This is a genomic window from Streptomyces canus, from assembly GCF_041435015.1.
Lineage (GTDB): Bacteria > Actinomycetota > Actinomycetes > Streptomycetales > Streptomycetaceae > Streptomyces > Streptomyces canus_G.
This window is the reverse complement of the sequence record NZ_CP107989.1, coordinates 9532775-9545998: the sequence shown is the minus strand read 5'-3', so window position 1 is coordinate 9545998 and position 13224 is coordinate 9532775. Positions and strand designations below refer to the sequence as shown.

The 13224-nt window shown below is 71.2% G+C and carries 15 protein-coding genes; 10 read left to right on the top strand and 5 right to left on the bottom strand.

Annotated features, from left to right (window positions below; genetic code table 11):
- Nucleotides 1-189: 189 nt before the first annotated feature.
- The gene (locus OG841_RS43530; RefSeq protein ID WP_371569880.1) at nucleotides 190-1107 is read right to left on the bottom strand and encodes a MerR family transcriptional regulator; all 918 of its coding nucleotides are present in this window, start codon (nucleotides 1105-1107) and stop codon (nucleotides 190-192) included.
- A 154-nt stretch (nucleotides 1108-1261) separates the two neighbouring features.
- On the opposite strand from OG841_RS43530, the gene OG841_RS43525 reads away from it, so the two are divergent.
- Together OG841_RS43525 and OG841_RS43520 are read left to right on the top strand one after the other, a co-directional pair.
- On the top strand, nucleotides 1262-1882 hold the full coding sequence (locus OG841_RS43525; protein ID WP_371569878.1) for an L-threonylcarbamoyladenylate synthase: 621 nt from the start codon (nucleotides 1262-1264) through the stop codon (nucleotides 1880-1882).
- A gap of 123 nt (nucleotides 1883-2005) precedes the next feature.
- Entirely contained in the window at nucleotides 2006-2761 is a 756-nt protein-coding gene (locus OG841_RS43520) for a dienelactone hydrolase family protein (protein ID WP_365120886.1), read from the top strand.
- Here OG841_RS43520 and OG841_RS43515 read toward each other — a convergent pair.
- Nucleotides 2758-3771: an alpha/beta hydrolase family protein gene (locus tag OG841_RS43515; RefSeq protein ID WP_371569875.1), complete on the bottom strand. Its 1014-nt coding sequence runs from the start codon at nucleotides 3769-3771 to the stop codon at nucleotides 2758-2760. The two genes, OG841_RS43520 and OG841_RS43515, sit on opposite strands and share 4 nt — an antisense overlap.
- Before the next feature lie 138 nt (nucleotides 3772-3909).
- Here OG841_RS43515 and OG841_RS43510 point away from each other — a divergent pair, with 138 nt between their 5' ends.
- Together OG841_RS43510 and OG841_RS43505 are read left to right on the top strand one after the other, a co-directional pair.
- Complete coding sequence (locus tag OG841_RS43510) at nucleotides 3910-5271, top strand: DEAD/DEAH box helicase (protein WP_371569873.1); 1362 nt, start codon at nucleotides 3910-3912, stop codon at nucleotides 5269-5271.
- A 160-nt stretch (nucleotides 5272-5431) separates the two neighbouring features.
- The gene (locus tag OG841_RS43505) at nucleotides 5432-5776 is read left to right on the top strand and encodes a hypothetical protein (protein ID WP_328636323.1); all 345 of its coding nucleotides are present in this window, start codon (nucleotides 5432-5434) and stop codon (nucleotides 5774-5776) included.
- A 35-nt stretch (nucleotides 5777-5811) separates the two neighbouring features.
- Here the strand turns inward: OG841_RS43505 and OG841_RS43500 are convergent, their stop codons facing one another.
- On the bottom strand, nucleotides 5812-6678 hold the full coding sequence (locus tag OG841_RS43500) for a helix-turn-helix transcriptional regulator (RefSeq protein WP_365120877.1): 867 nt from the start codon (nucleotides 6676-6678) through the stop codon (nucleotides 5812-5814).
- A 177-nt stretch (nucleotides 6679-6855) separates the two neighbouring features.
- Here OG841_RS43500 and OG841_RS43495 point away from each other — a divergent pair, with 177 nt between their 5' ends.
- Nucleotides 6856-7071, top strand: a complete 216-nt coding sequence (locus OG841_RS43495; RefSeq protein ID WP_365120874.1) for a tautomerase family protein — start codon at nucleotides 6856-6858, stop codon at nucleotides 7069-7071.
- 4 nt (nucleotides 7072-7075) lie between these two features.
- Here OG841_RS43495 and OG841_RS43490 read toward each other — a convergent pair whose 3' ends face one another.
- Nucleotides 7076-7771 (bottom strand): TetR/AcrR family transcriptional regulator, encoded by a 696-nt coding sequence (locus OG841_RS43490; protein WP_328636325.1) that lies wholly within the window; start codon nucleotides 7769-7771, stop codon nucleotides 7076-7078.
- 45 nt (nucleotides 7772-7816) lie between these two features.
- On the opposite strand from OG841_RS43490, the gene OG841_RS43485 reads away from it, so the two are divergent.
- From OG841_RS43485 to OG841_RS43470, 4 genes are all read left to right on the top strand, one after another.
- Nucleotides 7817-8695 (top strand): ABC transporter ATP-binding protein, encoded by an 879-nt coding sequence (locus OG841_RS43485; protein ID WP_328636326.1) that lies wholly within the window; start codon nucleotides 7817-7819, stop codon nucleotides 8693-8695.
- A complete protein-coding gene (locus OG841_RS43480) occupies nucleotides 8679-9443 on the top strand; it encodes an ABC transporter permease (RefSeq protein ID WP_371569869.1) in 765 nt (254 codons plus the stop codon). Before OG841_RS43485 ends, OG841_RS43480 begins: the two co-directional genes overlap by 17 nt.
- Before the next feature lie 98 nt (nucleotides 9444-9541).
- Nucleotides 9542-10336: a DUF899 domain-containing protein gene (locus tag OG841_RS43475; protein WP_371569867.1), complete on the top strand. Its 795-nt coding sequence runs from the start codon at nucleotides 9542-9544 to the stop codon at nucleotides 10334-10336.
- A gap of 80 nt (nucleotides 10337-10416) precedes the next feature.
- Nucleotides 10417-11187 (top strand): alpha/beta fold hydrolase, encoded by a 771-nt coding sequence (locus OG841_RS43470; RefSeq protein WP_371569865.1) that lies wholly within the window; start codon nucleotides 10417-10419, stop codon nucleotides 11185-11187.
- 47 nt (nucleotides 11188-11234) lie between these two features.
- Here the strand turns inward: OG841_RS43470 and OG841_RS43465 are convergent, their stop codons facing one another.
- A complete protein-coding gene (locus OG841_RS43465) occupies nucleotides 11235-12008 on the bottom strand; it encodes an SDR family oxidoreductase (protein WP_371569863.1) in 774 nt (257 codons plus the stop codon).
- Between the two features lie 276 nt (nucleotides 12009-12284).
- On the opposite strand from OG841_RS43465, the gene OG841_RS43460 reads away from it, so the two are divergent.
- Entirely contained in the window at nucleotides 12285-13163 is an 879-nt protein-coding gene (locus OG841_RS43460) for an MHYT domain-containing protein (RefSeq protein ID WP_328636331.1), read from the top strand.
- The last annotated feature ends 61 nt before the right edge of the window (nucleotides 13164-13224 follow it).

Genomic DNA, 13224 nt, shown 5'->3' with positions numbered 1-13224 from the left:
CGTGTCACCCAACGGTCCCGGCACGCAAGGAGGTCACGGTGTCACCGGGCCGTCCGGGCGCGCAATGCGGTCGTGGACCAGGCGAGGACCGGAGCCAGACGGCCCAGCACGCACCGCATCGGCCTCGGCGGAGACCGGAGAACCCGGCCGTGACACCGAACCGTCCCGGCGCGCCAGGCTGTCGCGGCGTCACCGGGCCGTCCGGGCGCGCAATGCGGTCGTGGACCAGGCGAGGGCCGGCGAGATGCGGCCCGGCGCGGGCCATGCGTTGATGACGGCGAGTAGTTCGAGGTACCGGTCCCTGCGCGGATCGTGGGCGGCTTCCAGGCGGTTCAGCAGGTGGTGGCGCAGGGTGGTGTCGTCGGAGCGGTCCAGGGTGCGGGCGCAGTGTGCGCAGAGTGCTGTGACGACGGGATCAGCCTCGGGCGACTCCGGCGCGATCCCCGCGTCGAGAGCGGGTTCCGCGTGTGCTCGGGACAGGGCCGCGACGTCCGGGCGCGGCGGCGTGGAGCCGTCGGAGCGGTGGGCCTCGACAGTGCGACGAAGGCCGGTCCGGAAGTCCCGGTCGAGGGCGAGTTCGGCCAGCTCGACCCAGGCTTGCAGTTGTTCTTCCGTGGGCCGGTCGGGGAGTTCCGGCGTCATGGAGCGGCGGATCCCCTCGCTGCCGGGGGCCTCGAAGACGGCGTCGAGGAAGTCGTCGACCAGGCGTCGGCGTTCGGTTTCGGGCAGTCGGGCCAGTTCGTGCATGCGATGGGCCTCCTCGGGCGTGGGCCTTCGTCGCGCCACGGCGGTCAGCACCGCCCGCCTCAGCCGCAGGACGGCGATCTGGGCGTCCAGCGCCGCGGCGTGCTGTGCGGCGACCTCGTCCAGAGCCATCCCACGGTCGAGGATCTGCCGGATCACGTCGAGGCCGAGGCCCAGTTCGCGCAGCGTCCGTACGAAGGCGAGCCGGGCGACGGCCTCGGTGCCGTAGCGGCGGTAGCCGGCGGGGGTGCGGTCGGCGGGGGTCACGAGGCCGTGGTCGGAGTAGAAACGGATCGTCTTCACCGTCAGCCCGGTCTGCCGGGCAAGTTCACCGATCGAGTAAAGGGTGCCGCCGTCGTCCATGGCCCCATCCTGCGGTCTCCCTCTGGGGGAGACTCAACCCGGCCACTTTTGCCCGCCGAGGCGGTCGGTCGTCCGAGCGCAGATACGGCGGCGGCCGGGGACGGCACCCATGTGCCTGCGTCGCCGCCGTACGGCGACGGCATAAGCTCGGCGGATGGCGAAGTACTTCGACGTTCACCCTGACAACCCGCAGCCCCGCACCATCTCCCAGATCGCCGAGAGCATCCGCTCGGACGCGCTGATCGCGTATCCGACGGACTCCTGCTACGCGCTCGGGTGCCGGCTGGGCAGCCGTGACGGCATCGACCGGATCCGGACCATCCGGCAGCTGGACGACCGGCACCACTTCACCCTGGTCTGCCAGGACTTCGCGCAGCTCGGCCAGTTCGTACGGGTCGACAAGGACGTGTTCCGTGCGATCAAGGCGTCCACGCCCGGCAGCTACACCTTCATCCTCCCGGCGACGAAGGAGGTGCCGCGCATGCTCCAGCACCCGAAGAAGAAGACGGTCGGCGTACGCATCCCGGACCACGTCGTCACCCAGGCGCTGCTCTCCGAGCTCGGAGAGCCGCTGCTGTCGAGCACCCTGCTCCTGCCGGACGAGGAGGAGCCGATGACCCAGGGCTGGGAGATCAAGGACCGTCTCGACCATGTGCTGGACGCGGTCGTCGACTCCGGGGACTGCGGCACCGAACCGACGACGGTGATCGACTTCTCCGGCGGCGAGGCCGAGATCGTGCGGCATGGCGCGGGTGACACCAGCCGGTTCGAGTAAAGCGGCTCTCAAAGGCGAGGGGGTCGCGACGGCCAGTTGGATGGTGCGTGCAACCATGTGCCCGGCCCGGTTCCGTCGGGCCGGCGACCTGCTCACCGTCGCATGCACAGAGAGGCACCCCCCATGACCTCCGTACAGGGAACCGCCGTCGACATCCCCACCGAGGACGGCGTCGCCGACGCCTATCTGGCCCACCCGGGCGATGGCGTGCCCAGGCCGGCCGTCCTGCTCTTCCAGGACGCGTTCGGGCTGCGCCCCCAGCTGAAGTCGATGGCCGATCGGCTCGCCGAGGCCGGCTACACGGTGCTCGTGCCGAACCTGTTCTACCGGCACGGCCGCGCGCCGGTCTTCGAACTGCCCGCGTTCATCGACCCCGGCGCGCGACCGGAGCTCTTCAAGAAGATCATGCCGGTGGTGCAGGCGCTCACGCCCGAGCTCGCGATGGGGGACGCCGACGCGTATCTGCGCTGGCTGGCCGACCGCCCCGAGGTCGCCGACGGGCCGGTCGCCCTCACCGGGTACTGCATGGGCGCACGACTGTCCCTGCTCACCGCCGGTACCTATCCGGACCGGGTGGCCGCGGCAGCCGGTTTCCACGGCGGGCGTCTGGCGACCGAAGCTCCGGACAGCCCACACCTGGTGGCCGAACACATCACCGCCGAGCTGTACTTCGGCCACGCCGACGAGGACCCGTCGCTGCCGCCCGAGCAGATCGAGCGCCTCGCCACCGCGCTGACCCGGGCCGGAGTCCGCCACCGGTGCGAGGTCTACGACGGCGCCCCGCACGGTTTCACCCAGGCCGACACCGCCTCGTACCACCACGAGGCCGACGAGCGGCACTGGGCGGCGCTGCTCGACCTGCTCAAGCGCACGTTCTAGGACGGACGCCGTACGGGGTGGCCGGTCGGCTCCTGCGTCGGTCCGATGTCCAAGTGGCGCCGCAGGAAGCGCACTTGCCGGTCCAGCAGCTGCCCCGTGAGCGTCGAGCCGATCGGCTGGTGTCCGGTGCCCGGCAGGAGCAGGAGTTCGTGCGGGAGTCTCGCGGCCCGTAACGCCTCGGAGAGGCGGAGTGTGTTGACCGCCGGGACATTGGTGTCGGTCAGGCCGTGGATCAGCAGCAGCGGACGCGTCAGGCGCGACGCGTCGAGGAGCAGGTTGCAGGCGTCGTACCGCTGCGGGAACGCGTCGGGGTGGCCGAGGAACCGCTCGCGCCAATGGGCGGCGTAGAGCCGCTGGTCGGCGACGCCCGCACCGGCCACGGCGGCGTGGAAGACGTCGGGGCGGCGCAGCACGGCCACGGCGGCGAGTGCCCCGCCGAAGGACCAGCCACGGACGGCGACCCGGCCGAGATCGAGGTCGGGGTGCAGGCGCGCGGCCTCGTGCAGGGCGGTGACCTGGTCGTCGAGGACGGGCCCGAACAGGTCGCCGTACACCTCGCGCTCCCAGTCGGGTCCCCGGCCCGGTGTGCCGCGGCCGTCGGTCGTGAGCACCGCGAATCCCTGCTCGGCGAACCACTGCGACAGCAGGACCCGCCAGTCCAGCTCCGCGGTGACGCGCTGGAGGGCCGCTCCGCCGTACGGGTCGACGAGCACCGGCAGCGGGCCACTGCCCCGGCGGTACCAGGAGGGGAAGTGGAGCCGGGCGGCCAGCCCTCGGGGCCCGAGGACGAGACGCTGTGCGTGGAGGTCGAGGACCGGGCGTTCGGCGTACGACAGAACAGCGACCGCCGGTCCGCCCGCGCGCAGCACCTCCGCCCGCCCGCCGGGCCGCTCGGCGTCACGGGTGACCCGGACCAGGGTCCCGCCGCGGGAGGCGCCGGAGTGGACGCTGGGCCCGGAACTCAGCTGTCGGAGGCAGGAGTTGGGGCCGTGGCGCCGCAGGTGGGTCATCGTGGGCCCGCCGGAGGCCGTGAACAGGACGCGCGGCCCACCCCTCCCACCATCACTTTGTGTTACCGTCTACCGTTTGAGCGCTCATGACTTCCTGCCGGGCCTTCCTCGGTACGTCTCCTCTGCGGAAGGCTCTGCATGAACAACCCGGACCCTCACGGCACCGCCTCCTTCTCCGAGATGGCACTACCGCCGCAGGTGCTGCGCACCCTCACCGAAAACAGTGTGCGCGAGCCCTTCCCGATCCAGGCGGCCACCCTCCCCGACGCCCTCGCGGGACGTGACGTCCTGGGGCGCGGGCGCACCGGATCGGGCAAGACGCTCGCCTTCGGCCTGCCGCTGCTCGTCCGGACGGCCGGGCAGCGCGCGGAGGCGAAGCAGCCCCTCGCGCTGATCCTGGTGCCCACCCGGGAGCTGGCCCAGCAGGTCACCGAGGCGCTCGCGCCGTACGCCGACGCACTCCGGCTGCGGATGGCCGCGGTCGTCGGCGGCATGTCGATCGGCCGGCAGACCGCCGCGCTGCGGGACGGGGCCGAAGTCGTCGTCGCCACCCCCGGACGGCTGCACGACCTCATCGAGCGCAAGGCCTGCCGCCTGGGCCGGGTGCGGATCACCGTCCTGGACGAGGCCGACCAGATGTGCGACATGGGCTTCCTGCCGCAGGTCACCGAGGTGCTCGACCAGGTGCGTCCCGACGGCCAGCGGATGCTCTTCTCGGCCACCCTCGACCGTGACGTCGACCAGTTGGTCAGCCGCTATCTCAACGACCCCGTGGTGCACTCGGTCGACCCGTCCGCAGGCGCCGTCTCGACGAGCGATCACCATGTCCTGGTCGTCCACGGCCCCGACCGGTACGCCGTCACCACGGAGATCGCCGCCCGTGACGGCCGCGTGCTGCTGTTCCTCGACACCAAGCACGCCGTCGACCAGCTCACCCGGCATCTGCGGGCCGGTGGAGTGCACGCCGCGGCCCTGCACAGCGGCAAGTCCCAGCCACAGCGCACCCGGACCCTCGCGCAGTTCAAGGACGGACAGGTCACCGTCCTGGTCGCCACCAATGTCGCGGCCCGGGGCCTGCACGTCGACGATCTCGACCTCGTCGTCAACGTCGATCCGCCCACCGACGCCAAGGACTATCTGCACCGCGCCGGGCGTACCGCCCGGGCGGGTGAGTCCGGAAAGGTCGTCACCCTGGTGCTGTCGGGCCAGCGCCGCGAGACGAGCCGGGTGATGGCCGAGGCCGGCATCGAGCCGACCGTGACCAAGGTGCGCTCGGGCGAGGCGGAGCTGAGCCGGATCACCGGGGCCAAGGCACCCTCCGGCACCCCTCTCGACCGGGGACCCGCCGTGCCGCGGCCCAAGAACACCAACGCCCCCTTCCGCGGTCTTGGCACCAGCAAGGACGCCTCCCGCGGCACCGGCGGCAAGTCCCGGAAGGCCGGCGAGGCCCGCAAGCTCGCCGAGGCCCGGAGGGCGGCCCAGGTGCGCCGCGGCGGCTGAGCGCCGTGGCCCGGCGTCGGCGTGTCTCTGCTCAGGAGCTCAGCGGTTTTCGGTATGCCACAAGTCGCCGTACGGACAAGCGACTCGCAGTTGTGTGTGCTCATCGGCCGTCCGGCTCGGTTCATGAAGGCGGCATGCGGCGGAGCGCCAGGGAGCGAACATGTGGGACGGCCCCTTTTACCGAGTCAGGCGCGACGGGTACGAGATCTGCTTCGTGCCCGGTGCGGACGAGGAGCTCGACGAGGTCTGCAATGTGGACATGTGGGTCACGCGGGACGACGGTGAGCGCTGGTCCGGAACCGTGTTCACCCTCGACGAGGTGCACCGACTCATGGACCATCACCGGCAGACAGGCGAACCGGAAGGCGACTACTGGTGGTGCTGGGACGGTCTCATCGTCCGCGACGCGGGGGTGTCGTCGATCGTCAAGGTCATCGACGGGCTCGTCGCCACAGGCGAACTCGAGACGGTCCTTCGCCCTATCGGCCCCGCGGCGGACGTCTAGCTCGCAGCTGACGTTCGGCAGGGCAACCTCGATCATCAGCAGGCGGGCGTGGTCTCGTCGTCGGCCGACATGTCCTGGGTGCCGATGACGGAGAGCAGTTCCAGCTGGGCGGCACCCTCGGTGCCGGGCGGGGCGCTGAACCACAGCAGGCGCTGGCGTCCGTCCTCGCTGAACAGGGTGTGACAGTCGACTTCGACCACTCCCAGCGTGGGGTGGACGATGCGCTTGTGGTCGGTCCGCCGCAGGGCGACGTCGTGGATGTCCCACAGGGCGGCGAACTCCTCGCTGCGTCGGCGCAGATCGGACACCATCCCGGCGACTTCCGTGTCGCGGCCGCGCCGGGCGGCGACGGCCCGGAGGTCGGCGACGAATGCCCGGGAGTGCTGTGGATGGTCCTCGGCGGGATAGACGGTGCGGGAGCCGGGGTCGGTGAACCAGCGGTGGACGAAGCTTCCGGCCGCCCCCCGGCGCGTGGGAGCGCGGCCGACCAGCGCGGCGGCGAGTTCGTTCTGGACGAGGGTCTCGTGCAGGTCGGTGATGATCTGCGCGGGCGTCGTGGTGAGCCGGTCGAGCAGGCCGAGCAGGGCCGGCTGGGCATGAGCGTTCGAGCCGCGGGCCACCGTGGGGACGGGCCGGTCGGCGAGGTGGAAGAGGTGGTCGCGTTCGTCGCCGCCGAGCCGCAGCGCCCGTGCGAGCGCGGCCAGCACCTGCGCAGAGGGCTGTACGTCGCCTCCGCGCTCGAGTTCGGTGTAGTAGTCCGCCGACAGACCGGCCAGCTGCGCGACCTCCTCACGCCGCAGGCCGGGCACCCGGCGCCGGGGCCCGGTGGGCAGTCCTACGTCGGAGGGCCGCACGCGGTCGCGCCGGGACCTCAGAAACGCGGCGAGTTCGGCAAGGTTCATCCGGCCATCATCACCCGGGACGCGGAGGCGGAGCCAGGGGATGCCGACCCCAGGGTGGACGCAGCCCTGGCTGTGCGTCCGACAGCGCGCGAGGGTGGCGTGCAGCGGCGGGCCGGCCGACAGCTTCGGTCCGCACGTTCGCCACCCGCAGACACACCCAGACAGATGGAGCAGCACATGCCGTTCGCGAACTTCAAGGTCCCCGCCGACACCCTCACCGAGGAGCAGAAGGAACAGATCATCACCCGCACCACCGAGCTCTACGTGGACATCTACGGCGAACGCGCCCGCGCCACCACCCTCGTCCTCGTCGAGGAGGTCACCGACGGCGGCTGGGGCATCGGCGGCAACGTACTGACTCTCGCCGAACTCCGGCGAACGGCGGGGAGTTGACCGCTCAGCCGTGAGGGGCTGAGCGGTCGACGGCCTCGGTGGTGCTCCCACCACCGGCCGTACCCACCTCACCCCTCCCCCGCGCGGCCCCCACCACCAGTCGCCGGATGTCCGACAGATCGGCCTCGAACTCCGCGGTGAGGTCGACGGGAAGGTCCAGCCACCGCCCGAGCCTGCTGTGGCCGGGGAGTTCGCTGTCCGGGAGTTGGCCGCGGCGGCTGCGTGGGTCAAGGGCGCCGGGGGCGAAGCGGCCCGAGGCCTCAGACGTGGCGAAGCCGATCACGAAGGTGCTGATCAGGCGCTCCAGGCGGGGCACCTCCGGGTCCGGGACCCCGGCCTCGATCAGGGCCAGGTAGATGATGTCCACCGCGCGCACGGCGTCCGGTGTGACGGCGGGGCGCGAGAAGAGCAGGTGCGCGGCCCAGGGATGACGCTGGGTCACCGTCCGGCAGGCGTGCGCGAGGGTGTTCAGCCGTTCGTCCCAGGCCTGTTCCTCCACCGTGTCCGACGGCAACAGGGCGGACAGCAGGCGTCCGACCATGCCGTCCAGCAGCGCCGCCTTGTCCTTGACGTGCCGGTACAACGCCATCGGCGTGACACCGACCCGTTCGGCCAGCGCACGCATCGACACCGCCTCCAGGCCGCGCTCGTCGGCGATGTCCAGTGCCGCGTCCAGGATCTCTTCCCGCCTGCCACTCATGGGTCTACAGTGTAGACGTATACGCCGTAGACATGAGGGGGAAGGATGCTCACAGCGGGCGGGTTGGTGAAGTGTCATGGCCGTCATCGCGCGCTCGACGGCTTCGATCTGACGGTCGAGCCCGGCGAGATCGTCGGCCTGATCGGCCACAACGGGGCAGGCAAGACCACCTTCGTGGAGATCGTCGCGGGTCTCCTGCGTCCCGACACGGGCCGGATCCGCATCGGGCCGTACGACGCGTTGGCCGAAGGGCGGGCCGCGCGACGGCTCATCGGGGTGGCTCCCCAGGAGTTGGCCCTGTACGGCGGCGTCACGGTCCGGGAGAACCTGCGGCTGTTCGCCGGCCTCGCGGGGCTTCGCGGGCGGCGGCGCGAGGCGGGGATCGCGCGGGTTCTCGAGGAGCTTCAGTTGTCGACGCTCGCGGACCGGCCGGCGGGTGTGCTGTCCGGTGGGCAGCGCCGCCGGGTCCAGGCGGCCACCGCGATGGTCGGCTCTCCGCCCCTTCTGCTGCTGGACGAGCCGACCGCCGGGGCCGATCCGGAGACCCGCTCGGCACTGCTGGCCGCCGTCAGGGCGCGCGCCGAGACAGGAGTCGCCGTGGTCTACACGACCCACTACCTTCCCGAACTCGTCGACCTGGACGCCACCTTGGCGCTCGCGAGGGCCGGCCGGGTCATCGCGCGGGGCACCCAGCAGGAACTCACCCGCCACCTGCCCGGCGAGCTCAGGGTCACCTTCGCCGACCCCGCGGAACCCGAGCTGCGGATGCCGACCACGGATCCCGGAGCCGATCTGGCCGCTCTACTCGCCTCCGGCCGCACGCCCGCCTCCGTCGACGTGGACCGCCCCAGTCTGGACGACCTCTACCACGCCCTGGAATCCGCAGCGCGCGAGGGGATGCAGGCCCATGACGCCGCCGCCTGAGTCCGCCACCCGCCTCGGCGTCCTCGTACGTCACAACGCTCTGCTGATGCTGCGCGAACCCGGCCCGCTGCTGAGCCGGATGATCCTGCCGCTGGTCTTCATGACCCTGCTGCGTCCGCTCTACCTGTCCGCGCAGGGCAGCACGGCCGGTACCGAACAAGCCGTCGTCGGCACGCTGGTCACCTTCTCGCTGCTCGCGCTCAGCATCTCCGGCAACGCGATCCTCACCGAGCGGCTCGGCCGCACCTGGGACCGGCTGCGCGGGACGCCGCTGCGTCCGGCGGAGCTGCTCCTCGGCAAGGCCGTCCCTGTCCTCACCGCCCTGCTCGCCCAGCAGCTCCTGATCGTCGGCTTCGGGGTGTGCGTGTTCGGGCTGCGGGTCCCGCATCCGTTCCTGCTGCTGGGCGTCCTGCTCAGCTGGAGCTGCACGCTGCTCGCGCTCGGGGCGCTGCTCGGCGTGCTGGTGCGCACCATGGGCGAGCTCTCGGCGGCCTACGACATCGGCGGCATGCTCCTCAGCAGCGTCGGCGGTGCGCTCGTCCCGCTCGGCGTCCTGCCGGCGTGGGTGGCAGACGTGGCTCCGGCCTCCCCCGGCTACTGGGCCGCCCACGGCCTGCGCGCCGCTCTCGCGGGTGACGCCCGCACCGCGGCGGTGGCCTGCGGCACGCTCTGCGGCGTGGCCGTGGTCTGCGCCACCGTGGCCTCGGTCCGGCTTCAGGGCCGCAGCGGGCGGGTGGTGGCGCTCTAGGCAGGCACGTTCGCCCCGTGTCCGCGTCGGGCGCAAGCTGGAGAGGTGGCCGGTGTCCCCTTGCCCGGCAGACGGCAGGAGCGGTTGGGAGGATCGAGATGACGGCGATGGCGCATCTGCCCGAGGTGGTCTCTCGCAAGGAGTGGCTCCGCGCCCGCAAGGGGCTGCCGGCCGAGGAGAAGGAGGTCACCCGGGCGCGCGACCGGGTCAACGCCGCCCGGCGGCGGCTACCGATGGTCCGCGTCGAGAAGCCGTACGCCTTCGAAGGGCCGCACGGCGAGGTGAGCCTGCTCCAACTCTTCGAAGGACGGGCCCAGTTGGTCGTCCACCACTTCATGTGGACCTTCGATCTCGACGCCGACGGCACCGAGCACCCCCGCGACACCGGTTGCCCCAGCTGTTCCTCCGCGGCCGACCAGATCGGCGACCTGCGGCAACTCCATGTCCGCAACACCTCGCTGGCCGCGGTGACGAGGGCGCCGTACGCGAAACTCGCCGCGTTCCGGGAGCGGATGGGCTGGTCGTTCCCCTGGTACTCCTCGGCGGGCGGCGACTTCAACTACGACTTCCACGCGACCGTCGACGAGCGGGTCGCTCCGGTACAGATCTTCCACCGCTCCGAGGCCGAGCTCGCCGACGCCGGGACGCCCTGGTCGCCGAGCATGCGGGGCGACTGGCCGGGGATCAGCGCCTTCCTGCGGGTCGGCGACGAGGTCTTCCACACCTACTCCACCTTCGGCCGGGGCATCGAGGAGTTCCACAACGCCTATCCCCACCTCGACCTCACCGCCCTCGGCCGTCAGGAGGCATGGGAGGAGCCGAAGGGCCGCGCGACCCCGCTCGAGCTCCAGGTCGGCGGTCCGGCGATGCGGCTTCCCGACGAGTACGACTGAGCGGACGAGTGACACCGCAGCGATGACTTCCGCGTCCGCGCAGGGTCTCTCTCATATACCGCTCCCGCAGAACGGATGCGATGACCGTGCCGAACAGTTCCGCCCGCGCCAAGGTCAACGGCCTGGAGATGTACTACGAGACCCATGGCCACGCCCCTGACGGGAGCCGTCCGCTGGTGCTGCTGCACGGCGGCGGCCAGACGGTCGGTCTGGCCTTCTCCGCCGTACTGCCCGCCCTGGCCGCCGACCGGCATGTCGTGGCTCCCGAGCTGCAGGGCCACGGCCACACCGCCGACACCGACCGTGAACTCACGGTGCCGGATCTGGCGTCGGACGTGGTGGCACTGCTCGACGAACTGGGTATCCAACAGGCCGACTTCCTCGGGTTCAGCCTGGGCGGGCTGACCGCGCTGGAGCTCGCCGTCAGGCACCCGGAGCGCGTCGGACGGCTCGCGCTCGCCGCGACCATGTACACCCAGGACGGGGTCCACGAGGAGGTCCGCGTCCCGGACTACAGCTCGCCCCGGCTGCCCAGCCAGGCCGACTTCCAGGAGATGGCCGACACGTACGCGGCCGTCGCGCCCGACCCCGAGCACTTCCAGGACTTCCTCGCCAAGGTCTCGGCGGCTGCGCACGCCCCGCTGCCCTGGACCGCCGAGGACCTGCGCGGACTGCGGGCGCCCACGCTGCTGCTCGTCGGTGACCGCGACTTCGTACGGGTGGAGCACGCCGCGGAGATGCAACAACTGATCCCTGACGCGCAGTTGGCCGTCCTGCCGGCCACCACGCACATGTCCCTCATGCGACGGACATCCCTGCTGCTGCCGCTGCTGGGCGAGTTCTTCGCGTGACGTGACCGGCGCAGGGGTCCGGCGGCGGGGGGCGAGGCAGAACAGGCTTACGCGAGGCCCCCGTTGCTCTTCAGCAGCTGCCCGTTGATCCACTGGCCCTCCGGTGAGCACAGGAAGTCCACCAGGTGGGCGGTGTCCTGCGGGGTCCCGATCCGGCCGAGCGGGGTGGCGCCGATGCAGTGCTCGCGGCCCTCCTCGGTCATCCAACCGGTGTCGACGGGGCCGGGGTTGACGGCGTTGGCGGTCACGCCGAGATGGGCGAGTTCGTGGGCGGCGGCCAGCGTGATGCGGTCCATGGCGCCCTTGCTCGCCCCGTAGGGCAGGTTGCCGACGGTGTGATCGCTGGTGAGGCTGACGATCCGGCCGGTGCCCTTGTCCGCGGTGAAACGGCGGCCGAACTCCCGGATGAGCAGCCAGGTGGCGCGCGTGTTGACGGCGAAGTGCCGGTCGAAGCTCTCGACGGTGGTGTCGAGCAGGCCGGAGTCGACCGACTCGCAGTGGCTCATCACCAGCGCGGTGACCGGGCCCAGCCGCCGCTCCACCTGGTCGAAGACCCGGGCCGGTGTGTCGGGGTCGGCCAGATCCGCCTCGATGGCGGCGGTTGCCGCGCCCCGCTCGGACAGGCTCGCCTCGATCGCATCCGTCGCGCCGGGCTCGGTGCCCCAGGTCATGCGGGCGTCGTACGGGTTCCAGTAGGTGAAGGCGACGTCCCACCCCGAGCCCGCCAGCCGCTGCGCGATGCCGGCGCCGATACCGACGGTGCGGCCCACACCGGTGATCAGGGCGAGGGGGCGGGCGGCAGAGAGAGATGGTGATGTCACGGGACGGGATCGTTCACGAGCGACCCCAGGAGCGGCAAGCGCTTTTCCCGACCCCGGACGCGCCCCAGTCCCCGGTCGAGGACCTGACATTCGCTCAACTCTGGCACAGCAGGGGCCCCTGGAAGGCCGCTTGGCTGAAACCCGCCTCATGGTGACTTAAGTTCAACCGCGCTATTCGAGAGATCTCCGCTTACCACCGGTAATGCCTTGCTTTACCGGATCGCCTGCCGTAACCCTTCGACGACAACCAGCCAAGACCCTGGGGGGAGTTGGCTTATGGAAGGCACGGTTGACGGGTTCCGCTATGGTGCGGTGACCCCGGTCGCCGCCTACTTGATGGCGTGCTTGGGAGGGGCTCTGGGGCTGCGCTGTATCGTGCGCACCCTGCTCAGTAACCCGGCGTGGAAGGCAGGCTGGCTGGCGCTCGGTGCCGCCTCGATCGGCTGCGGCATCTGGACGATGCACTTCATCGCGATGATCGGTTTCCAGGTCGTGGAGACCCGGATCCGCTACAACGCCGGCCTCACCGTCCTCAGTCTCGCCGTGGCCATCGTCGTCGTGGGCATCGGCGTGTTCATCGTCGGCTATCGCGGCGCCAGCACCCTGAACCTGTCCTTCGCGGGTGTGATCACCGGACTCGGCGTGGCGGCCATGCACTACCTCGGTATGGCGGCGCTGCACCTCAACGGGACGATCCGGTACGACGCCACCGCCGTCGCGCTCTCCGTGGTCATCGCGATCGTCGCGGCGACCGCGGCACTGTGGGCGGCCGTCACGATCCGGGGCTTCATGACGAGCCTCGGGGCCAGTCTGATCATGGGCGTCGCCGTGACGGGGATGCACTACACGGGCATGTCCGCGGTCAGCGTCCATGTGCACAGCAGAACCGGCGGCTCGTGGGCGGGTGAGTCGCCCACCTCATTGCTGCTGCCCATGCTCCTGGGACCGGTGATCTTTCTGCTGCTGGCCGGAGTGGTGGTCATGTTCGACCCGCTCCTGGTGCTCGGCGACGGCGACTGGAACCGCTCGTCCGCCTCGACGGAGAGCGCCGCACCGCAGCCCGACCCGCTCTTCGAGAACCAGGAGGACAGGGTGGTCCACGCCCGCGCACCGCAGGATCCGCAGTGGGCCGCACCGCACAGCCCGCAGAGGTGAGAGTCATCCCCCTGGAGTCCCCGCGGATCCGGTGATGCCCGGGAACGGGGGAGTGTCTTAC

What these genes read in the sequence shown, in the direction of transcription:
- OG841_RS43530 (WP_371569880.1), bottom strand. Translation starts at nt 1,107, where the DNA reads ATGGACGACGGCGGCACCCTTTACTCGATCGGTGAACTTGCCCGGCAG.
- OG841_RS43525 (WP_371569878.1), top strand. Translation starts at nt 1,262, where the DNA reads ATGGCGAAGTACTTCGACGTTCACCCTGACAACCCGCAGCCCCGCACC.
- OG841_RS43520 (WP_365120886.1), top strand. Translation starts at nt 2,006, where the DNA reads ATGACCTCCGTACAGGGAACCGCCGTCGACATCCCCACCGAGGACGGC.
- OG841_RS43515 (WP_371569875.1), bottom strand. Translation starts at nt 3,771, where the DNA reads ATGACCCACCTGCGGCGCCACGGCCCCAACTCCTGCCTCCGACAGCTG.
- OG841_RS43510 (WP_371569873.1), top strand. Translation starts at nt 3,910, where the DNA reads ATGAACAACCCGGACCCTCACGGCACCGCCTCCTTCTCCGAGATGGCA.
- OG841_RS43505 (WP_328636323.1), top strand. Translation starts at nt 5,432, where the DNA reads ATGTGGGACGGCCCCTTTTACCGAGTCAGGCGCGACGGGTACGAGATC.
- OG841_RS43500 (WP_365120877.1), bottom strand. Translation starts at nt 6,678, where the DNA reads ATGAACCTTGCCGAACTCGCCGCGTTTCTGAGGTCCCGGCGCGACCGC.
- OG841_RS43495 (WP_365120874.1), top strand. Translation starts at nt 6,856, where the DNA reads ATGCCGTTCGCGAACTTCAAGGTCCCCGCCGACACCCTCACCGAGGAG.
- OG841_RS43490 (WP_328636325.1), bottom strand. Translation starts at nt 7,771, where the DNA reads ATGAGTGGCAGGCGGGAAGAGATCCTGGACGCGGCACTGGACATCGCC.
- OG841_RS43485 (WP_328636326.1), top strand. Translation starts at nt 7,817, where the DNA reads ATGCTCACAGCGGGCGGGTTGGTGAAGTGTCATGGCCGTCATCGCGCG.
- OG841_RS43480 (WP_371569869.1), top strand. Translation starts at nt 8,679, where the DNA reads ATGACGCCGCCGCCTGAGTCCGCCACCCGCCTCGGCGTCCTCGTACGT.
- OG841_RS43475 (WP_371569867.1), top strand. Translation starts at nt 9,542, where the DNA reads ATGACGGCGATGGCGCATCTGCCCGAGGTGGTCTCTCGCAAGGAGTGG.
- OG841_RS43470 (WP_371569865.1), top strand. Translation starts at nt 10,417, where the DNA reads ATGACCGTGCCGAACAGTTCCGCCCGCGCCAAGGTCAACGGCCTGGAG.
- OG841_RS43460 (WP_328636331.1), top strand. Translation starts at nt 12,285, where the DNA reads ATGGAAGGCACGGTTGACGGGTTCCGCTATGGTGCGGTGACCCCGGTC.